Here is a 20,158-nt window from a genome sequence, read left to right on the forward strand (position 1 = left end):
GGCCCTGCCCGGCGGACTGTCCAACACCACGCACGGCGAAGGTGTCGTACGGGGCGTCGGATACGCCGTGGGCATCAAGAACGTCGGCTTCAGCGAGGGCTTCGACGACTACTCGACGGCGCGGGTCACGGCGGTGCGGGTCACGGCGGTGCGGGTGGTGCCGGCGGGGTGTGGGGTCTGCGGCTGGGCCTCGCCGACGTGCACGGCATCAGCGAGGCCGAGTCCGCCCGCATCGAGGCCGGGCAGCCCTACTCCTCACTGCTCGACTTCTGCCAGCGGGCCAGGCCCAGCCGCCCGGCGGCCGAACGGCTCGCCCAGGTCGGCGCGCTGGACGCGTTCGGCGCCAACCGCCGCGACCTGCTGCTGCACCTGGCCGAACTCCACCGCGTACAGAAGCGATCCGGGACCTACGGCTCCCAACTCCCCCTCGACGGCGGCCGGAGGACCGCGCCCGCCGGGCTGCCCGACCTCAGCGAGACGGAGCGGCTCAGTGCCGAACTCGGCGTCCTCGGCATGGACGCCTCCCGCCACCTGATGGCCGACCACCACGCCTTCCTCGAGGAACTCGGCGTGGTCCCGGCGCGGCGGCTCAGGGAGGCGAGGCACGGGCGGACCGTGCTGGTCGCGGGAGCCAAGGCGGCCACTCAGACCCCGCCGATCCGCTCCGGGCGCCGGGTCATCTTCACCACCCTGGACGACGGTACGGGCCTGGTCGACCTCGCCTTCTTCGACGACTCGCACGAGGCCTGCGCGCACACCGTCTTCCACTCCTGGCTGCTGCTGGTGCGCGGGGTCGTGCAGCGGCGCGGGCCGCGCAGCCTGAGCGTGGTCGGCTCGGCCGCGTGGAACCTCGCCGAACTGGTGGAACTGCGCAGGGGGGAGGGCGGCCTGGACGCGGTCGCGGCGGCGCTCGCCGGGCAGCCGGGACCGGCGGCGGACGCCGGACCGGCGGCCGGGGAACGCCGGATCAGGATGTCCACCGGCTACGAGATGCACCCCTGGGCGGATCTGCGCCCCGCCGGCGAGGGTGCCGCGACCGGACGCAAACTGTGGCACTCGAGTCCGGGGAGCGCGGGATGAGCATTCTGCACGTACGGTTCCTGCTGCCGCCGGGGCACGAGGCGGTCCTGCCCGGGCTGCTCGCCCTGGCGGAGGACATCAGCCCCGTGGTCCAGGCCCTGCCGCCGGACGCCGCGCTCGTCGACGTGCGCGGCGCCGAGCGGTACTTCGGACTGGACGCGGAGGGGATCGCAAGGCTGCTGAGGGTACGGGCGCTCGGGCACTACGGCGTCGGCTGCACGATCGGCGTGGCGGGCAACCCGATGCTGGCCAGGATGGCGGGGAGGGAGGCCGCGCCCGGCACCACGCTGGTGGTGCCGGAGGAGCCGGCGGCCGCCGCGGAGTTCCTGGCGGACCGGCCGGCGGGCGCGCTGGACGGGGTCGGGCCCGCCACGGCCAGGACCCTGTGCCAGTACGGCCTGGACAGCGCCGGCCGGATCGCCGCCGCGCCGCTGTCCACCCTGCAGCGGATCGTGGGGGCCCGCGCGGGGCGCGAACTGCACGAACGGGCACGCGGAATGGACCGCACCCCGGTCGTCCCCGACGCCGCCGCGCGATCGATGGCCGCGGAACGCCGCTTCGACCGCGACGAACTGGACCCGGCCGGCCACCGGCGCGCGCTGCGGTCGATCACCGAGGAACTGGGTGCCGCGCTGCGTGGCGAACGCCAGGTGTGCCGCTCGCTGACACTGACCGTGCGGTACGCCGACCGGTCCTCGACCAGCCGCGGCCGGACCCTGCCCGAACCGACCGCCCACTCGCCCGCGCTCGCGGAACTCGCCTACCGGATCTACGACTCGCTCGGACTGCAACGGGCCCGGGTGCGCGGGGTCTCGGTGCGGGCGGAGGGCCTCGGGCCGGCCGAACGCGCCGCCCACCAGCTGTCGCTGGACCCGGCCGACGAGAAGGCCCGCCGCCTGGAGGCCGCCGCGGACCGCGCCAGGGCCCGCTTCGGCCCGGGCGCGGTCGTCCCGGGCTCACTGGCCGCCTGACGCCTGACGCCTGACGCCTGACGCCTGATGCCTGACGCCTGACCGCCGGGCAGCAGGCGCAGCGCCAGGCGGGAGTCCCGTCCCGCCGGACGCCCGTGGATGACCGCGTTCCGCCGGGAGATGAGCGGCGGAGCGCCCCCTGCTATTGTGCGCCGATGCCAGCGATCAAGCAGTTCCAAGTCACCTTCGACTGCGCGGAACCTGCGCGCCTCGCCGGTTTCTGGTGCGAGGTGCTGGGGTATGTCCTGCCGCCGATCCCGAAGGGGTTTGCCACTTGGGAGGACTACCATCGCTCGCTGCCGCCCGAGGACCGGGTCGTCTACTTCGCATGCAGTGACCCCTCGGGTGTGGGCCCGCGCCTGCTCTTCCAGCGCGTTCCCGAAGGGAAGATCGTCAAGAATCGGGTCCATCTCTGCGTGCGGGCCGGCACCGGACTCGTGGGTGAAGAGCGCCTTGCCACCCTGGAGGCCGAATGCGCACGACTGGTCGCGCTCGGTGCGGTACATGTACGAACGATGCTTGCCGATGACGACAACGAGTCGTGCATCGTGATGCAGGACATCGAGGGCAACGAGTTCTGTCTCGACTGATGACCTACGACAGCCATTCGGCGAGGGCAGTGTAGTCGGCGTCGACGAGACCCCGGCGTGGGTCGACGCGGTGGAGCAGGGCATGTCCTCGATAGTGTGCGGAGACCCAGGTTCGATCGTGTCCGTGATCTCGTCGTCGACAGAGACGAACGGGCGCCCTGCCGCCCGGTGGACGAGGGCGCGGGTCTTCCAGTGCAGCCCGTTCCGCTCGTCCTGCTCGTCGGTGCCGGAGGGCTCCGGCCAGATCATCACTTCCAGCCGGGGCAGGCCGAGCCGCGGGGCGATGGCCGCGCCGACGGCCGCGCGGCCCTATTTCCGTTTTCGGCTCCCCGAACCGTCGGCGGCGAACCCGTCTCGTCCTGCGGAGGTGCGCCGCCTGAGACAGCCTGGGGGCGGCGAGCATCGGTTCCGGCAGTGTCCGCGTCACAGCCCCATGCCTTCCACCCGGCCCGCCCGTCGGCGAAGCGAGCGTACGCAGCCGACTATCGGCCCGACCATGGCAGGTCAGCGCACTACAACATCTCGCCGGGGGCTGTGTGTCGAGCTCCTGGCGGATGTCCAGGTAGCAGTGCGGCCGGACACCGGGCTGTCCCGGATCCCGTGTCGTACGGTCTGATGTCGCGGTCGCCCACCGTCCGCAACGGATCTCACCGAACCCGGCGGTGCCGCCGGTACGGCCGAAAGAACTGAACCAATACCGGGAATCAGGCCGCGGTGAGCTCCTGCTCGCGGGCCGGCGATTTGACCTTGGGCTTCTTGTTCGGCAGCGAGAGCCGGAAGACCTTGTGCCACGCGGAGAACACCTGCTTGGGCAGCGGCCCGGTGACGTATTCCAGCTCGTACTTTTTGAACAACGCGCGCACCTTCACCGCGACCTCGGCGTACCGGTTGCTCGGCAGGTCCGGGAACAGGTGGTGCTCGATCTGGTGCGAGAGGTTGCCGGTCATGAAGTGCATGGCCTTGCTGCCGCTGATGTTCGCCGAGCCCATCATCTGGCGCAGGTACCACTGGCCGCGCGTCTCGCCCTTGATCGACCGGCGCTCGAAGACCTGTACGCCCTCGGGGAAGTGCCCGCACATGATCACCGAGTGGGACCAGATGTTGCGGACCAGGTTCGCGGTGAACGTGGCGGCGAGTGTGGTGAGGAACGACGGGCCTGACAGCAGCGGGTGGATCACGTAGTCCTTGAGCACCTGCTTGCGGATCTTGCGGCCCACGGCCTTCGCCCGCGCGCGGAACTCCGGGTTCTTGCGGCGGCGCTTGCGCAGGTTCTTGCCGAGCTCCAGGTCGTACGCTGCGATGCCGTACTCGAAGAAGCAGGCGTTGATGAAGTTCCACAGCGGCTGGCCGAGGTGGAACGGGTGCCACTTCTGGTCCTCGTCGACGCGCATGATGCCGTATCCGAGGTCGTTGTCCTTGCCGATCACGTTGGTGTAGGTGTGGTGCAGCTCGTTGTGCGAGTGCTTCCACTGCTCGGACGGCGAGGCGTGATCCCACTCCCAGGTGGTGGAGTGGATCTTCGGGTCCCGCATCCAGTCCCACTGGCCGTGCAGGACGTTGTGGCCGATCTCCATGTTCTCCATGATCTTTGCCACGGACAGGCCGGCGGTGCCGATCAGCCACGCGGGCGGGAAGATCGAGAACAGCAGCACGCCCCTGCTGACCAGCTCGAGCTTGCGCTGCGCCGAGATGACCTTACGGATGTACGCGGCGTCTTTCTCGCCGCGGCCGGCGATCACCTCGTCGCGGATCGCGTCCAGCTCGCGGCCAAGCTCCTCGATCTGCTCCGCGGTCAGGTGGGCGCTGGGGTCGATGGCGGTCAAGGTGCTCCTACCGTTCGATGTCGCAGGGGCCCGCCGCGGCGGACACGCAGGTCTGGATGAGGACGCCCGGCTCGGCCTCGGTGATCTTGCCGGTGCGCAGGTCGCGGACGGCGCCCGCCTTGAGCGGCGTGACGCAGCCGAAGCAGATGCCCATGCGGCACCCGGAGGGCATGAGCACGCCGGCCTTCTCGCCGACGTCCAGCAACGGCGTGGCGCCGTCCGCATCGACGGTCTTGCCGGTGGCGCTGAACGTGACCTCGCCGCCGTCACCGGCGACGACGATGCCGGGGCGGAAGCGTTCGGTGTGCAGGCGCTCTGGGACGCCGTGCCGGCTCCAGTGCTCCTCGGCGGCGTCGAGCAGGCCCGCGGGCCCGCAAGCCCAGGTCTCGCGCTCGGCCCAGTCGGGCACGAGTTCGTCGAGACGGGCGATGTCCAGCGTGCCGTCGGTGTCGGTGTGCACCTCGGTGAGCTGCAGCTTCTTGTCCGCGACCAGGTCGTGCAGTTCGTTGCGGAAGATCACGTCTTGCGGCTGTGGCGCGCAGTGGACCATGACGACGTCGTTGAACTCGGTGTCGCGCAGCATGCCCATCACGGGCGTGATGCCGCTGCCGGCCGTCAGGTAGAGCACCTTGGCGGGCTTGGCCTCTGGCAGCACGAAGTCACCGGTCGCCTGGTCGAGCTGGATCAGCGTGCCCGGTTTCGCCCTGCGGACCAGGTGGTTGCTGACCTTGCCGTCCGGGATTGCCTTCACGGTGATCGTGACGCGGCCGTCCCGGCGGTTTGTCGGTGAGGTGACCGAGTAGGCACGCCACAGGCGCACCCCGTCGACGTCGACGCCGATCCGCACGTACTGACCGGCCGTGTGGCCGCGCCAGCCCCGTCCCGGCCTGATCACGATGGTCGCGGCGTCACCCGTCTCGGGGTGCACGGCCTCGATGCGCCCACGCAGATCAGCACCCGCACGCAGCGGGCTGACCAGGTCGAGGTAGTCCGACGGCAGTAGCGGCGTCGTGACCATCTCCAGCAGTTTCCACGCCCTGCTGCGGAGGGCTGCACTCGTCATGACTCCAGCTTGCTGCGCCTCAAGGCGTAAAGTCCTGACCGCAGGACGTAAATCTGGTCGGCTGAATTGTTCGCAGGGAATAAAACGTGAGCCATGCAATCCGGAGGGCCAGCGAACTGGCCCTGGATGACACGACGGTCACCGCACTTCGGGCCGCGCTGAAGACCACCGCCGACGAGGTCGTCCAGGCGATCATCGACGAGGTCCCTTCCTACGCCAACGCCCTTTCGGGCCGCATGGGCGACACCATCCGCCGAGCCGTCCGCACCGCCCTGGGGCACTACCTGGACCTCGCGAGCGGGAACGCCACAGGCGGCGACGCCGGGCACGCAGCCTACGAGTTGGGCCGCGGCGAGGTGCGCGACGGCCGTTCGATGGACGCCCTGCTCAGCGCCTACCGCGTCGGCGCCCGCGTGGCCTGGCGATGCCTGGCAGCGGGTGCCGTACCCGCAGGTCTGCCCGCCGCCGAGGTCGCCAAGTTCGCCGAGCTGACCTTCGCCTACATCGACGAGCTCTCCGCCGCGAGCGCCGCGGGCCACGCCGACGAACTGGCCGCCCGGGGCAGGGCCCACGAGCGCCACCTGGAACACCTGGCCCGCGACCTCCTCGCCGACGCGAGCCCGGACGTGCTGCTGGCCTCTGTTCAACGGGCCGGGTGGCAGCCTCCGGTTTCGCTGACCGCGGTCCTGCTGCCCGCCGCCCAGGCCCGGCCTGCCTGTCGCGCGCTCGACCCGAGCACCCTCGTCCTCGACGATCTGCCGGATGCCACCGGTGTGCTGCTCGTCCCCGATGCCGACCGATCACATCTCTTGCGGCAGCTGACCGACCGCACCGCCGTGGTCGGCCCGGCCCGGCCATGGACTCGTGCGTCCGCCTCGTACGCACGAGCCGTACGCGCGCGCTCCCTCTCCTCTGATATTCGCGACACCGAGGACCACCTGCCTGAGCTGGTGCTGAGCGCCGACGTGGACGCGTTCGCAGACCTGCGTGCCCGAGCCCTCGCACCGTTGCGGACCTTGCCTGTCGCGACTGCACGGCGGCTGGAGGAAACGTTGCGGGCGTGGCTGCTGCACCAGGGCAGGCGGGACGAGGCGGCGGCGGCGTTGTTCGTCCATCCCCAGACAGTCCGGTACCGGATGTCGCAGCTGCGGGAGCTGTTTCCGGATCTCGCATCGCCACACCGGGTCCTTGAACTGACCCTGGCGGTCGGTCTTCCGACCAGCTGACGCGTTTCGACCGTCCACGACCGCGTGCGCGAGCGGTCCAGGAAGCGTGCCTCGTTCTCAGTGCCATCAGCTGGCTCATGCGCGGGAAGGCCTGGCGGGGAGGGAGGCCGCGCCCGGCACCACGCTGGTGGTGCCGGAGGAGGTCCGCCTCTTCCGCGAGCGGGCCGGCCTCACTCAGCAGGCCCTGGCGGACCGGCCGGCGGGCGCGCTGGACGGGGTCGGGCCCGCCACGGCCAGGACCCTGTGCCAGTACGGCCTGGGTTGGAGTGTTCCCGGATGCGGAATGTGGAACTTCAGGTGATGCCGACCCAGCGGGCAGCGCACAGCGGCCTGAGCGGCCCCATGGTCCTTCTGGAAACAGTCGAGCGTCGCCAGTTCGTGTCCATCGAATCCCAGGGGATCGTCAATGTCCGGTCCCGCCGTGACGAGGTCAGCGAGTTCTGGCTGCAGCATGGAATGCTGCGGTCACAGGCCCTCAATGCCGAGGAGTCTGCCCCTCTCATCGAGAGCTTGGCAGGGGAGAGATGAGCACTGAGCAGAACAACAGCCCTTCTCGCGAGCTGACTTGGTTCAAGAGCAGCTACAGCGGCCCGAACGGCGGCGACTGCGTCGAGGTGGCCGCCGCGCCCCGCGCCGTGCACGTCCGTGACTCGAAGGACCTTGCGGGCACGGCGCCGGCCTTCTCCCGCGAGCAGTGGGCCGCGTTCACCGCCTACGCGCGTGAGACGCCGGTCTCTTAGTGCTGTAACCGCACAGGCTCGCCGGGTCGGTGGCCGTGGCGGTCGGACGTGCACTGACGGCCCGATCCGGCGAACCTGTGCGATCGCAGCACCAGGCCTGTGTGAAGTTGTGTTCAACTCCTGGGCTTTCGTCCCCGCCCGGCGGTGGGATCCGTTAGAACGCTGAGCGTGACTCGCGGCCGGTGCGGCGTGCATTATCGGTGTGTGCACCGGTAGTGCGGACACCGGCGAAGGTGTGTGCACTCGGCCGCGGCACTGTGCCAGGTCTGCACGCACCGGCCGACGGAGGGTCGTCATGAGTGAGTCCGAGCTGAAGCGGGCCCTGCACCCCTATCTGCGTAAGGAGACACTGAAGGTGGCCCTGTCCGGGTACCTCGGTGCTGGTTTCCGGCGTGCCGTCCTCGGGGTGACCGACCGCCGGGTGCTCCTGGTCAAGAGCGCCTATTGGTCGGTCCGTGACAAAGGGCTCCTGTGGGCGGATCCGCTCGACGAAGTGGCACTGGGCGGCAGGCCAAATGAGTTCCACGTGAACGGCATCTACACCGGCAACACGTACGTTCGCATACGTCGCGCGGACGGCAGCACGTTCCGTTTGAATCCCCGTACGAACTTCATTGGCGGGAGTGACGGCACCCGGCGCAGCGTGGAGACCCTGTACTCATCGGTCAAGGGCCGCTTCTGATCGCATCTGTCCCGCCGTTTCCTCATGTCTGTGCGCGCCGCGCCGGCAGGGCGCACGCCGGGACTTGTCACGACCCTGTAGGGCCTGTGCCTGGTTAAGATCAACGAGTTTCCGTGCTCGCCCGCAGCCTGGCTGACGAGCACATGGCGTGGGTCGGCGACGATCAGCGGGAACTGGTCGGCCTGATCCCCAGGTTCGGCTGAGACGCATCACGCCAGGAGGGCGCGCCAGTGGGCGGCCGACTCCACTCCGTCCAGGCTGACCTCTTCAGCGGCGTCTTCCCTGGCCGGCGCCGCTGCCCACGGGCGGACCCAGGGCGCTCCGCGCCCCGGCGCACCGCCGGGGAGGCCCCTTCCAGCGCCGACAGGGCCTGACAAGAGCCGTTTTGTCGCAGGCCGGAGGCGTTTCACTCGCCTTCCCGTCACCTGCCGGGCAGTCCACTGCGCGCAAGTGCGACGTTAAGGACCGCTTTAGCACGCGGGTGCACTGTCGGGGCGGCCTGCAGCGCTTCCGTGCGATGGGTCATCGCACTGTCCAACAGTGTGTGCGGTGGCAGGGAGACATACATGACAGCAGTCAAGCGCACGGCCGCCGAGCAGCCGCCCGTGGAGCGACTGCGCACGCTGCCCGCCGAGGGACGTCCGATGAAGGAGCCCCAAGCGGCTGCCGCGCCGCCGGCCGGGCCGACCGCGGGTGAGGCCTCCGTCCACGCGCCTGCGCCGCTCGCCGTGCCCGACCGCCCTCACCCCACCACCAACCTGGAGACCCAAGGGTGATCACCGAAGACGGCTCCGTCCGCCTCGCCGACGACGAACCGCCTCTGCCGCACGGCGGCGACGCCCGAGGCTCCGAGCCCGGAGGCCCGGACGAGTTCTTCCTGCCGCCGCTGCCGCGCCTGCTCCCCGTCGGCTACCACCCCGACGCCGCCCGGATCGAGATCGCCTCGAACGGCTGGCTCCGCCGGATGCTGGGATCGTGCTTCGACTCCGAGGAGTCGCTCCTGGTGTTCCTGCGCCAGCGCAACGGGATCTACGGGCCGCTGACCGTCCCGTACGCCGCCGCGGCAAGGGCGCAGGACATCGCCGACTGGTACCAGTTCGTCACGGTCATCGACAGCTTCGTCTCCGACGAGTCGGCGCTGGGCGCCGACCACGTCGCCGCCGGTGAGGCCTTCGCCGCCGTGATGGCCGACATCCGAGGCGGCGAGGGCGGCGGAGCCGCCGCGACGGCGTACGGCCGTGCCGCACGGGACCTCTGGCGGCGGATCGCGAGGGGGATGAGCGAGGTGCAGGTCGAGCGGCTGGTGTCCAGCCTGGAGGCCTTCCTGCGCGGCTGCACGGCGGAGATCCGCTGCAAGCTCGCCCGCCGGGTGCCGGACTTCGAAGCCTGCATGCAGGTGCGGGTCGACAGCTTCGGGTGCGAGTTCCTCCAGCTGCTCACCGAGTACGCGGCCGAGGTCGACATGAGCACGGCCGCAGCCGAAGGGGTGTTCGACGAGGTCCACCACCACGGCATGCGGCAGCTGATCATCGTCAACGACCTGCTCTCGTGGCGCAAGGAGTACGCCCAACAGGACACCATGACGACGGTCCGCGTGCTGTGTGAGGACGTGGGTCTGCCGCTGCAGGAGGCCGTCGACCGGCTCTGCGCCCTCGTCGAGCGTCACGAACGGGCCTACATCGCCGCCCGCGACAGTCTGCTGTCGGGTCCGCACGGGCAGTCCCCGGACGTCCGGGCCTACCTCTCCGGTCTGGACCACCTGATCGGCGGCAGCCAGGAGTTCGAGTACCTGACACCGCGCTACTTCGGCGACGGCGCGGTGTGGGACGGCTCGACGTCCGGTTGGCTCAGCCTCACCGCTCCGGTGGCCCGCTTCCGCGACGCACCCGCCACCGCCTGAACGACCAGCCCTGCCCGTCCGCTGACAGGAAGACCGCCATGACCACGATCTCGGCTCCGCCGCCCCGCACGACACGCTACGCAGTCGCGCCCGGCGCGCTGCCCCTGCTCGGCCATGCCGTGCCCCTGGCCCGCAGGCCGCAGCAGTTCCTCACGGAGCTGCCGAAGTACGGCGACCTGGTCGAGGTCCGCCTGGGGCGCCGCCCCGCCGTCATGGTGTGCCACCCCGAGCTGATCAGACGCGTCCTGCTCGAGCCGCGCACCTTCGACAAGGGCGGTCCGCTGTTCGACAAGGCCGAGGAGCTCGTCGGCAGCGGACTGTTCGCGGCGACGTGGGAGCCGCACCGGCGGCAGCGCCGGATGATGCAGCCGGGATTCCACCGGGCGCGGATGCCGGGGTACGCGGCGGTCATGCAGGAGGAGATCGCAGCGCTGCTCGACGGCTGGACGGACGGCCGGGAGTGCGACATACGCCACGAGATGCACACGGTGACGCTGCGCATCGCGGCCCGCACGATGTTCACCAACCCGGTGAGCAGCCACGCCGCCGCCGAGGTGCAGGAGTGCATGCCGATCATCAACCGCGGCGTCTACAAGCGGATGGTCGCGCCGACGGCGCTGCTCGAGAAGCTGCCCACCCGGGAGAACCGCGAGTTCGCGCTGGCACACGAGCGGATGCGGCAGGTCGTCGACGAAACCATCGGGCAGTACCGCAGTGCGGGCATCGACCACGGCGACCTGATGTCCATCCTGATCGGCACGGTGGACGAGGAGTCCGGGCAGGGGCTGTCCGAGGAGGAGATCCACAAGCAGGTCATGACCCTGCTGGCCGGCGGCATGGAGACGACGGCGAACGCGATCTGCTCGACCCTCCACCTGATCAGCGAGCACCCGGAGGTCGAGCGGCGGCTCAACGAGGAGCTCGACGAGGTGCTGGCCGGCCGGCCGGCGACCTTCGAGGACATCCCCCGCCTCGACTACCTCTACCGGGTGCTGTACGAGACCCTGCGCATCCGGCCGCCGGTATGGCTGCTGACCCGGATGACCACCAGCGACACCGAACTGGGCGGCCACCCCATACCCCGGGACACCATCGTGCTGCTCAGCCCGTACCTGCTGCACCACAACCCGGAGCTGTTCGCGGAGCCGGAGACCTTCGACCCCGACCGGTGGCTCCCGGAGCGCGTCGACGACATCACGGAGGCTGCGATGCAGCCCTTCATCATGGGCAACCGCAAGTGCATCGGGGACAAGTTCGCGCTCACCGAGGCGATACTCGTGATCGCGACGATCCTCGCGCGCTGGTCGCTGCAGATGATCCCGGGGGCCAAGCGCGAGCCGCTGCCCGAGGCGACGCTCGGCCCCGGACCGCTCCCGATGAGGCTCAGCCGCCGGGCAGCGGCGGGCGGCGCCGCAGCCCCGACGGCCGAGCGGGCGACCGGGTGCCCCAACCAGGGAGGGCAGCCGTGACCGGCGCCCGGCCGGCGCCCGCCGACGCGCCGCACGGGCTGCCGCTGATCGGCCACGCGGCGCAGCTGTGGCGGCGCCCGCTGCCCTTCCTGCGCGAGCTGGCCGGACACGGCGACCTGGTGACGCTGCGCCTCGGCCCGCACCGCGCCTACCTGGCGTGCGGCACCGAGGCCGTCCTGAAGGTCCTGCACGACCCGCGGACGTTCGACAAGGGCGGCCCGCTCTTCGAGAAGGCCCGCCTGCTCGTCGGCGACGGCCTCGTCAGCTCGGACTTCACCACCCACCGCAGGCAGCGGCTGCTGATGCAGCCGGCCTTCGCCACCTCCCGGCTGCCCGGCTACACCCGGCTGATGGCCGAGCAGGTCGACGCGGCGCTCGCCGGGTGGCAGCAGGGCCGGACCCTGGACGTGGGCCGCGAGATGCACACGCTGACGCTGCGGGTCGCGGCCCGCACCATGTTCGGTGCGCAGCTCGGCGAGCAGGCCGTCGCCGAGGTCGTCGAGTGCATGCCCGCCATCATGCGGGGCGTCTACCAGCGCATGCTCGTCCCGGCTGACTGGGTGCACCGCCTGCCGCTGCCCGTGAACCGCCGCTTCGAGGACGCCCGCGCCACAATGCACCGCATCATCCGCGACACCGTCGACTCCTACCGGCGCGCCGGCAGGGACCACGGCGACGTGCTGTCGATCCTGGTGAGCTCGCGGGACGAGCACGGCGCCTCGCTCGGCGACGAGGAGATCCACGACCAGGTGATGACGCTGCTGATCGGCGCGACCGAGCCGCCGGGCGACGCGCTGACGTGGGTATTCCACCTGCTCGCCCAGGACCCGGAGGCCGAACGCGCCCTGCACGCCGAGATCGACGACGTCGTGCGCGGGGGATCGGCCGGCTCGATCGGGACGGCCGACCTGCCCCGCCTGGAGCACACTCAGCGCGTCGTGCTGGAGGCGCTGCGGCTCTACCCGCCCGCATGGCTGCTCAGCCGTACGACCACCAGGGACACCGAGCTCGTGGGACACCCGGTGCCGAAGGGCGCCACGGTGCTGTTCAGCCCGTACCAGCTCCACCACGACCCGGACGTGTTCCCCGATCCGCTGCGCTTCGACCCCGGCCGGTGGCGCTCCGCCCCGGCGGCCGCACGTGCCGCGCTGCTGCCGTTCGGCGCGGGCAACCGCAAGTGCATCGGCGACGAGGTGGCGCTGACGGAACTCGCCGTCGTGGTCGCCGCGGTCGCGTCCCGCTTCCGCCTGCGCCCGGTGCCCGGGACGGCGGTGCGGCCGCTGGCGCGCGCGTCGCTCGGCGCCGAGGGCGTCCTGATGACGGTCGAGCGGCGCGGGGTGCGCGGTCCCGACGCGGACGACGCCGCGCCGTTCGCGTCGGTCAGGCCGGGGACAGTGGCGTCATGACGCGGTCGGCGGCGTCGGCGGGCCTCGCTGATCCGGACGTGTGCGCAGGCGTCGACAGGCTGCTGCGGACCCCCGCCTACGGCGTGCTGGCCGCACACACGGGTGCGGCCGCCGTGCGCGAGGACATGCTGGCCTGCCTCGGTGACATCGGCGGCGCCGTCCGTGCCTGCCCGCTCGTCATCCCGCCCGAACTGGCCGACGTGCTCTCGGGCGGCAAGCGGCTGCGTCCGCTGCTGGTGCTCGCCGCCGCCCGCGCCGCACGCGAGCGGTCGGCGCCGCCGCGGGAGCGCGTCGTCGGCGGCGCCTCCGCGGTGGAGCTCCTCCACCTCGCGAGCCTCGTCCACGACGACATCATGGACGAGGCGGTGACGCGGCACGGGGTCACGACGATCAGCGCACGGGCCGGCAAGAACCGGGCGCTGCTCGCCGGCGACTACCTGCTGGGCCACGCGCACGCCGCCGCGGCCGCTCTCGGCACCGAGGCCGTGCGCCTCCTCGGCCGCACCCTGGTCCGGCTCTGCGAGGGCCAGGCCGAGGAGTGCTCGACGGTCTTCGACGTCGACCGCACCGAGCGGTCGTACTTCAGCGTGATAGCCGGGAAGACCGGATCGCTGATCGAGACGTCCTGCCGGATGGGCGCGCTCGCCGCCGGACACGACGCCGCGACGACAGCGGCGCTCGGCCGGTTCGGCCACCACCTCGGCATCGCCTTCCAGCTCCTCGACGACCTGCTCGACCTGACCGAGAGCGGCGAGGCCCTGGGCAAGCCGGTCGGGCACGACATCGCCAACGGCGTCTACACCCACCCGACACTGTGGGCGCTGCGCCGTGATCCGCAGCTGCGCCGGCTGCTGCTCGAGCTCGCCCGGTGCGAAGGGCCCCGGAGCGGCCTGGCTGACGAGGCGTCGCGCCGGGTGCGCGAATCGGGTGCGCTCGACGCGACCTGGCGGGCGGTCACCCGCCAGCGCCGGCACTGCCTGGACTCGCTGGGCGACGCGGTAGGCGGGATCGGCCCCGACGGCCTCGACCTGATGGCCGAGCTGGCGGTGACCGTCCTCGGGGCCGCCGCCCCGGCCCCGGTGACCTCTGCCACATCGGGTCCGCTCGGCGGCCGGCACCCGCACCGGACGACCCCGGCGCCGCGTCACGACATCCTGACCGGGGTCGCCGAGCCGGCCGCCCTCCAGGCGGGAGCGCTCGTGGAGCAGGCGTCGGCCCACCGCGACTGAGGGCATGTCCGCCGCCTCCACGTCCTACGGCGTCGAGAATCGGGCTCTTCGCTCCCTTCTGCGGGTCGGCGTGGGGTCCGGGTCAGGCGCGTCCGGGTAGGGACCGGGCGTAACCGGCCAGGCAGAGAAGGATCATGGCGCGGAGCCTGGAGCGCTCAGTTGGCCCACGGAGGAGTCAGGACCGACTCGTCGCCGAGGGTGACCGACAGTCCGGTGGTCGTGGTGACCCAGGCGACGGCCGTGCCGGTGCCCCGGTTGTGGATCTGGACGGGGACACCGGGGCTGATGATCGCCGTGTCGCCGGGCGACAGGGTCTCGGCGCGGCCGTCGAGGACGGCCTCGACCGTGCCCTGGAGCAGGTGGAAGATCTCCTCGCGGCTGACGGTGTGCACGGGCGACGAGGTGCCGGCCGGCATCTCGGCGCGCCAGGCGGACAGTTCCACGCTGCCCTGCGCGGGGGCGGCGTGGGAGAGGAAGCGGGCGCCGTGGATCTCGTGGACGATGGCGTCGGCGGCGCGGACAACAGGCATGGAAGACTCCCATATGGTCAAGTAACTTGAACAAGTTGCTTGACTGGATATTCAAGCGGCTTGACCTTTGTGTCAAGCTGGCCCCTGTGAACGACCGTGACGCCATGACCCTGTCCGCCTGCCTGCTCGCCGCGGCGGGGGCCCTCACCCGGCGGATCCACGAGGGGGTCGTCGCCCGCGGCTTCGAAGGGCTGCGCCCCGCCCACGGGTTCGCCTTCGCCCGCCTCGCCCCGGCCGGGGCGACCGCCGGCGAGCTGGCCGAGCATCTCGGTACGACCAAGCAGGCGGCGAGCCAGCTCGTCGACGAACTCGTCCGCAAGGGATTCGTCGAGCGCCGGCCGCACCCGGACGACGCGCGGGCCCGCCTGGTCGTCCTGACCGAGCGCGGCTGGGAGTGCACGCGGGCGGCGGAGGCGGCGGCGGCCGAGGCGGTGCGGCCCTGGGTGGAGGTGCTGGGGGAGGCGGGCGTGCGCAGGCTGCGGGAGGACCTGCTGCGTATCGCATCCGGCGGCCCCGTCAGGCCGACCTGGTGACATGGACACGAAAACTTTACCGACCCGTAGCTTCCCCGCTCAATTACTCACCCGTAACTTCTTGAGTCAGTAACGGCAGACCTGTGATCCGGATCACGAGGCGTGCAACCTCCCACACTTCGCTGAGCCGCAAGGAGATCACTCGATGCTGCCCTGGAACCGCGCACTCAGATCCTGCGCCGCGGCACTTCTCCTCCTGGTCACCGCCCTCGCCGGAAGCGCGAGCGCCGCCGAGTCCACCGCTCCCTCCCGCGGATGGAACGACTACTCCTGCAAGCCCTCCGCCGCCCACCCCAGGCCCGTCGTCCTCGTGCACGGCACCCTCGGCAATTCCGTCGACAACTGGCTCGGCCTCGCGCCCTACCTGGTCAAGCGGGGCTACTGCGTCTACTCGCTCGACTACGGGAAGCTGCCCGGCGTCCCCTTCTTCCACGGCCTCGGCCCGATCGACGAATCGGCACGGCAGCTCTCCGACTTCGTCGACAGAGTGCTCGCCTCGACCGGCGCTCGCGAGACCGACATCGTCGGCCACTCCCAGGGCGGCATGATGCCGCGTCACTACCTGAAGTTCCTCGGCGGCGCCGACAAGGTGAACGCGCTCGTCGGGATCGCCCCGAGCAACCACGGCACCACCCTGTCCGGGCTCACCGCGCTGCTCGACTTCTTCCCCGGCGCCGAGAAGGCGATCGGTGACTTCGCCCCCGCCCTCACCGACCAGGTCGTGGGCTCGGACTTCCTGCGGCGGCTCAACGAGGGCGGGGACACCGTGCCCGGCGTCCGCTACACCGTCATCGCCACCAAGTACGACGAGGTGGTCACGCCGTACCGCTCGCAGTTCCTGAGCGGCTCCGGCGTGACCAACGTCGTCATCCAGGACCTGTGCGCGCTCGACTTCTCCGAGCACGTGGCCATCGGGCTGCTCGACCGCCTCGCCTTCCACGAGACGGCCAACGCCCTCGACCCCGCGAACGCCGAACGGACCGACTGCACCGACGCGTTCTGATCCCGGACGCTCAACGGGTCCTGCGGCGCGCCAGCGTGAACAGCAGGACCGAACCCAGGGCCAGCGCCGCGGCACCGCCCACCGCGATCATCGTGGTGCCGCTCCCGCCACCGGTCTTCGCGAGATTCGCGGTGCCGGTGGCGGGAACGGCGGAACCCCTGGGCGCCGGCTCGTTGCCCGCGACGCCCTCCTCCGTGCCGGGGGAGGGCGTCGCCGCGTCCGCGGCCCCGCTCTTCGTACCGTTGCCGCCCCCGTTCTCTGTGCCGTCCCCCGTCTCCTCCGGCGAGTCCCCGCCGTGGCCGCCGTGGCCGACGGTGGACTCGCCGGCGCCGTCCTCGATCTGCTCGCCGGTCGGGGCGGAGGCGGCCGGCGCGGGCTGCGTGCCGCCGCCGGAGTCACCGGAACCGCCCGTGCCCGCGGAGCCGCCGCCGAACACCACGTCCGAGCAGGTGTAGAAGGCCTCCGGGCTGTCCGTGCGCTGCCAGATGCTGTAGATCAGGTGCCGGCCCGACCTGCCGGGGACGGTGCCCTCGAAGACGTACTCCCCGTTCCGCAGCACCGGGTCCGAGACCTTCGCGAAGGGCCGGGCCTCCAGGTCCGACCACTTCAGCGGCTTCGCCGGGTCGTAGCCCTCCTTCGTGATGTACAGCTCGAAACCGCCCCTGTGCGGAGCGGTAGCCCGGTAGCGGAAGGTGTGGCTGCCCGCCGACATCGGCGAGGAGGGCCAGTCGGCGCGCGCCAGGTCCAGGCCCTTGTACTTGTCGCGGCCCGCGCTGCACAGCCTGCCGTCCGGGATGATCTCCTTGTGCCGGCCCGCCGCGTCACCGATGTTGACCTCGTTCCAGTCGTAGAACGCCTGGGTGCCGTTCGCCGCCACCGCCGCCTTGCAGGCCGCCGAGTCCGGGCTCTCCGGACCCTCGGCGAAACAGGCGGACACCCGGCTGACCGGATCCGTCATCGAACCGTGCGCGGCGGCCGGGGCCGTGGCGAGCGCGGTGAGCACGAGCGGCGCGACACCCAGGACGGCGGCTGCGGCGGCCTTGCGGCGAGCGGTCATGGTGGCGTTCTCCTCGGTACGTGAATCAGGGGGGTGGCAGCAAACTAGCCACGCCCACACCCGAATTCACCTGCGAGAACACCGCACCGGCGATCTTTATGGCGCGCTTAAGGTCCGGCTAAGCGGCGCATCGGACAGGCGGCCGCGGCCCGGGGAGCACCGGGCGCCGGCACCGGCTCACTTCTTTCGCAACCTGGCCACGACCAGGGCGAGGAGCCCGCCGAAGAATGCGGCGATCACGAGAACTCCCGTTGTGCGGTGGGGGGATACGGCCGCGACGATCGTACGGCGCACGGACTGCCCGACGCGGATACCGGCAGAGCACAACAATCGCCGGCCCGCTTTGTGGCCGCGGCATTTGACCGGCCGCTTCAGCGACCCCGCCGGCCCCGCGCCGGCGTGTGCCCGCGGGCGGCGTGAACGCGGCCGCCCCGCCCGGCGGCTGCCGGACGGGGCGGAAACGGGACGAGCGGCGGCCGACGGGGGCCGAACGTCAGGCGAGGCTCGAGATCGCCTGGTTGAAGGTGGCCGAAGGACGCATGACGGCCGAGGCCTTGGCCGGGTCGGGCAGGTAGTAGCCGCCGATGTCGGCCGGGGAGCCCTGCACCGCGATCAGCTCGTCGACGATGGTGCCCTCCGACTCGGCCAGCGTCTTGGCGAGCGGCCCGAACGCCTCCGCCAGCTGCGCGTCGTCGGTCTGCTTCGCCAGCTCCTGCGCCCAGTACAGGGCCAGGTAGAAGTGGCTGCCGCGGTTGTCGATGCCGCCGACGCGGCGGGTCGGCGACTTGTCCTCGTTCAGGAAGGTCGCGGTCGCCCGGTCCAGGGTGTCCGCGAGGACCTGGGCACGCGCGTTGCCGGTGGTCTGCGCCAGGTGCTCGAAGCTGGCCGCCAGCGCGAAGAACTCGCCCAGGCTGTCCCAGCGCAGGTAGTTCTCCTTGACGAGCTGCTGCACGTGCTTCGGCGCGGAGCCGCCGGCGCCCGTCTCGAACAGGCCGCCGCCCGCCATGAGCGGGACGACGGAGAGCATCTTGGCGCTGGTGCCCAGCTCCAGGATCGGGAACAGGTCGGTCAGGTAGTCACGCAGCACGTTGCCGGTGACCGAGATGGTGTCCTCGCCCCGGCGGATGCGCTCCAGCGAGAACCTGGTCGCCTCGACCGGCGACATGATCTCGATCTGCAGGCCCTCGGTGTCGTGGTCCTGGAGGTACGTCCTGACCTTCTCGATCAGCTTCGCGTCGTGCGCGCGGTCCTCGTCGAGCCAGAACACCGCGGGGTTGCCGGTGGCGCGGGCGCGGGTGACGGCGAGCTTGACCCAGTCGCGGATCGGCAGGTCCTTGGCCTGGCACATGCGGAAGATGTCACCGGCCGCGACCTGCTGCTCCAGCACGACGTTGCCGGCCTGGTCGACGGCGCGCACGGTGCCCGGGGCGGCGATCTCGAAGGTCTTGTCGTGGCTGCCGTACTCCTCGGCCTTCTGCGCCATCAGACCGACGTTGGACACCGAGCCCATCGTCGACGGGTCGAAGGCGCCGTTGGCACGGCAGTCGTCGATGACGACCTGGTAGACACCGGAATAGCTGCTGTCGGGCAGCACGGCGAGGGTGTCGGCCTCCTGGCCGTCGGGGCCCCACATGTGGCCGGAGGTGCGGATCATCGCGGGCATGGAGGCGTCGACGATGACATCGCTCGGCACGTGCAGGTTGGTGATGCCGCGGTCGGAGTCGACCATCGCCAGCGCCGGTCCCTCGGCGATCTCCGCGTCGAAGGACGCCTTGATCGCGTCGCCCTCCGGCAGCGACTCCAGGCCCTTGAGGATGGCGCCGAGACCGTCGTTCGGGCTCAGGCCGGCGGCGGCCAGCGTCTCGCCGTACGCGGCGAACGTCTTCGGGAAGAACGTGCGCACCACGTGACCGAAGATGATCGGGTCGGAGACCTTCATCATCGTGGCCTTCAGGTGCACCGAGAACAGCACGCCCTCGGCCTTGGCGCGGGCGACCTGCGCCGCCAGGAACTCGTTCAGCGCCGCGGCACGCATCACCGACGCGTCCACGACCTCACCCTCGAGCACCGGTACCGACTCGCGCAGCACGGTGGTGGTGCCGTCCTCGGCGGCCAGCTCGATACGCAGCGAGCCGGGCTCGGAGATGACCGCGGACTTCTCGGTGGAGCAGAAGTCGTCCGCGTTCATGGTCGCGACGTTCGTCTTCGACTCGGGGGTCCAGGCGCCCATGCGGTGCGGGTGCGCCTTGGCGTAGTTCTTCACCGAGGCGGGGGCGCGGCGGTCGGAGTTGCCCTCGCGCAGCACCGGGTTGACGGCGCTGCCCTTGACCTTGTCGTAGCGGGCGCGGATCTCGCGCTCCTCGTCGGTCTTCGGGTCGTCCGGGTAGGCCGGCAGCGCGTAGCCCTTCTCCTGCAGCTCGGCGACAGCCTGCTTCAGCTGCGGGATCGAGGCGGAGACGTTCGGGAGCTTGATGATGTTCGCCCCGGGGGTCTTGGCCAGGTCGCCGAGCTCCGCGAGGGCGTCCGCGACGCGCTGCTCCTCCTTGAGGTACTCCGGGAAGTGGGCGAGGATCCGCCCCGCCAGGGAGATGTCCCGGCTCTCCACGGTGACCCCGGCCTTCGAGGCGTACGCCTCGACCACCGGCAGGAACGAATACGTTGCCAGGGCCGGGGCCTCGTCAGTGTGCGTGTAGATGATGGTCGAGTCAGTCACCGGGTGCTCCGCTCCACGTCTGCAACATTGCTCGACATCAAGATATCTCGGTATCGCCCGGCTCTCGACAGGACCCTGCCCACCGGTCGGCATCCGGCCGGATTCCGCCGACGCAGGGGCCCCAACCGGGACGGCCCCCCGGC

The 20,158-nt window shown here is 71.1% G+C and carries 19 protein-coding genes and 3 pseudogenes; 15 read left to right on the top strand and 7 right to left on the bottom strand.

Features of this window, described 5'->3' with window-relative positions:
- Nucleotides 1–153: 153 nt before the first annotated feature.
- The 3 genes and pseudogenes from GUY61_RS16760 to GUY61_RS16770 all read left to right on the top strand — a co-directional run.
- Nucleotides 154–1,080, top strand: a pseudogene (locus GUY61_RS16760) (OB-fold nucleic acid binding domain-containing protein); the annotation flags it as partial.
- Nucleotides 1,077–2,051: a DNA polymerase thumb domain-containing protein gene (locus tag GUY61_RS16765; RefSeq protein ID WP_166630983.1), complete on the top strand. Its 975-nt coding sequence runs from the start codon at nt 1,077–1,079 to the stop codon at nt 2,049–2,051. The pseudogene GUY61_RS16760 and the gene GUY61_RS16765, both read left to right, overlap by 4 nt.
- Before the next feature lie 155 nt (nt 2,052–2,206).
- Entirely contained in the window at nt 2,207–2,641 is a 435-nt protein-coding gene (locus tag GUY61_RS16770; protein ID WP_166630984.1) for a VOC family protein, read from the top strand.
- Between the two features lie 4 nt (nt 2,642–2,645).
- Here GUY61_RS16770 and GUY61_RS40220 read toward each other — a convergent pair.
- From GUY61_RS40220 to GUY61_RS16780, 4 genes and pseudogenes are all read right to left on the bottom strand, one after another.
- A pseudogene (locus tag GUY61_RS40220) lies at nt 2,646–2,926 on the bottom strand (hypothetical protein); the annotation flags it as partial.
- A gap of 268 nt (nt 2,927–3,194) precedes the next feature.
- A pseudogene (locus GUY61_RS41195) lies at nt 3,195–3,287 on the bottom strand (DUF6207 family protein); the annotation flags it as partial.
- Nucleotides 3,288–3,345: 58 nt separating this feature from the next.
- A complete protein-coding gene (locus GUY61_RS16775; RefSeq protein ID WP_166630985.1) occupies nt 3,346–4,464 on the bottom strand; it encodes an acyl-CoA desaturase in 1,119 nt (372 codons plus the stop codon).
- A 7-nt stretch (nt 4,465–4,471) separates the two neighbouring features.
- Complete coding sequence (locus GUY61_RS16780; RefSeq protein WP_166630986.1) at nt 4,472–5,527, bottom strand: ferredoxin reductase; 1,056 nt, start codon at nt 5,525–5,527, stop codon at nt 4,472–4,474.
- Between the two features lie 86 nt (nt 5,528–5,613).
- On the opposite strand from GUY61_RS16780, the gene GUY61_RS16785 reads away from it, so the two are divergent.
- The 10 genes from GUY61_RS16785 to GUY61_RS16830 all read left to right on the top strand — a co-directional run bounded on the left by GUY61_RS16785 (nt 5,614) and on the right by GUY61_RS16830 (nt 14,179).
- A complete protein-coding gene (locus tag GUY61_RS16785) occupies nt 5,614–6,753 on the top strand; it encodes a CdaR family transcriptional regulator (RefSeq protein ID WP_166630987.1) in 1,140 nt (379 codons plus the stop codon).
- 46 nt (nt 6,754–6,799) lie between these two features.
- On the top strand, nt 6,800–7,054 hold the full coding sequence (locus GUY61_RS16790; protein WP_166630982.1) for a hypothetical protein: 255 nt from the start codon (nt 6,800–6,802) through the stop codon (nt 7,052–7,054).
- Entirely contained in the window at nt 7,039–7,281 is a 243-nt protein-coding gene (locus GUY61_RS16795) for a Scr1 family TA system antitoxin-like transcriptional regulator (protein ID WP_166630988.1), read from the top strand. Before GUY61_RS16790 ends, GUY61_RS16795 begins: the two co-directional genes overlap by 16 nt.
- The gene (locus tag GUY61_RS16800) at nt 7,278–7,493 is read left to right on the top strand and encodes a DUF397 domain-containing protein (protein ID WP_166630989.1); all 216 of its coding nucleotides are present in this window, start codon (nt 7,278–7,280) and stop codon (nt 7,491–7,493) included. The genes GUY61_RS16795 and GUY61_RS16800 overlap by 4 nt, the downstream gene beginning before the upstream one ends.
- 295 nt (nt 7,494–7,788) lie before the next feature.
- Nucleotides 7,789–8,175, top strand: coding sequence for a hypothetical protein (locus GUY61_RS16805; RefSeq protein ID WP_166630990.1), 387 nt, complete (start codon nt 7,789–7,791; stop codon nt 8,173–8,175).
- A gap of 566 nt (nt 8,176–8,741) precedes the next feature.
- Nucleotides 8,742–8,951, top strand: coding sequence for a hypothetical protein (locus tag GUY61_RS16810; protein WP_166630991.1), 210 nt, complete (start codon nt 8,742–8,744; stop codon nt 8,949–8,951).
- Complete coding sequence (locus GUY61_RS16815; RefSeq protein ID WP_166630992.1) at nt 8,948–10,075, top strand: terpene synthase family protein; 1,128 nt, start codon at nt 8,948–8,950, stop codon at nt 10,073–10,075. Before GUY61_RS16810 ends, GUY61_RS16815 begins: the two co-directional genes overlap by 4 nt.
- A gap of 38 nt (nt 10,076–10,113) precedes the next feature.
- Entirely contained in the window at nt 10,114–11,544 is a 1,431-nt protein-coding gene (locus GUY61_RS16820; RefSeq protein WP_166630993.1) for a cytochrome P450, read from the top strand.
- Nucleotides 11,541–12,950 (top strand): cytochrome P450, encoded by a 1,410-nt coding sequence (locus tag GUY61_RS16825; protein ID WP_166630994.1) that lies wholly within the window; start codon nt 11,541–11,543, stop codon nt 12,948–12,950. The genes GUY61_RS16820 and GUY61_RS16825 overlap by 4 nt, the downstream gene beginning before the upstream one ends.
- Complete coding sequence (locus tag GUY61_RS16830) at nt 12,947–14,179, top strand: polyprenyl synthetase family protein (RefSeq protein ID WP_166630995.1); 1,233 nt, start codon at nt 12,947–12,949, stop codon at nt 14,177–14,179. Before GUY61_RS16825 ends, GUY61_RS16830 begins: the two co-directional genes overlap by 4 nt.
- Nucleotides 14,180–14,334: 155 nt before the next feature.
- On the opposite strand, the gene GUY61_RS16835 is transcribed toward GUY61_RS16830, so the two are convergent.
- The gene (locus GUY61_RS16835; RefSeq protein WP_166630996.1) at nt 14,335–14,709 is read right to left on the bottom strand and encodes a cupin domain-containing protein; all 375 of its coding nucleotides are present in this window, start codon (nt 14,707–14,709) and stop codon (nt 14,335–14,337) included.
- A gap of 104 nt (nt 14,710–14,813) precedes the next feature.
- Here GUY61_RS16835 and GUY61_RS16840 point away from each other — a divergent pair, with 104 nt between their 5' ends.
- Complete coding sequence (locus GUY61_RS16840) at nt 14,814–15,242, top strand: MarR family transcriptional regulator (protein WP_208106098.1); 429 nt, start codon at nt 14,814–14,816, stop codon at nt 15,240–15,242.
- A 145-nt stretch (nt 15,243–15,387) separates the two neighbouring features.
- Nucleotides 15,388–16,245, top strand: coding sequence for a triacylglycerol lipase (locus tag GUY61_RS16845; RefSeq protein ID WP_166630997.1), 858 nt, complete (start codon nt 15,388–15,390; stop codon nt 16,243–16,245).
- Nucleotides 16,246–16,255: 10 nt separating this feature from the next.
- Here the strand turns inward: GUY61_RS16845 and GUY61_RS16850 are convergent, their stop codons facing one another.
- Together GUY61_RS16850 and GUY61_RS16855 are read right to left on the bottom strand one after the other, a co-directional pair.
- Nucleotides 16,256–17,302, bottom strand: coding sequence for a lytic polysaccharide monooxygenase (locus GUY61_RS16850; protein ID WP_166630998.1), 1,047 nt, complete (start codon nt 17,300–17,302; stop codon nt 16,256–16,258).
- A 493-nt stretch (nt 17,303–17,795) separates the two neighbouring features.
- Nucleotides 17,796–20,015 carry an NADP-dependent isocitrate dehydrogenase gene (locus GUY61_RS16855; RefSeq protein WP_166630999.1) on the bottom strand — a complete coding sequence of 740 codons (2,220 nt, stop codon included), beginning with the start codon at nt 20,013–20,015 and terminating at the stop codon, nt 17,796–17,798.
- Between the last annotated feature and the right edge of the window lie 143 nt (nt 20,016–20,158).

Source organism: Streptomyces sp. GC420 (assembly GCF_009916105.1).
In the GTDB taxonomy this organism is placed as follows: Bacteria; Actinomycetota; Actinomycetes; order Streptomycetales; family Streptomycetaceae; genus Streptomyces.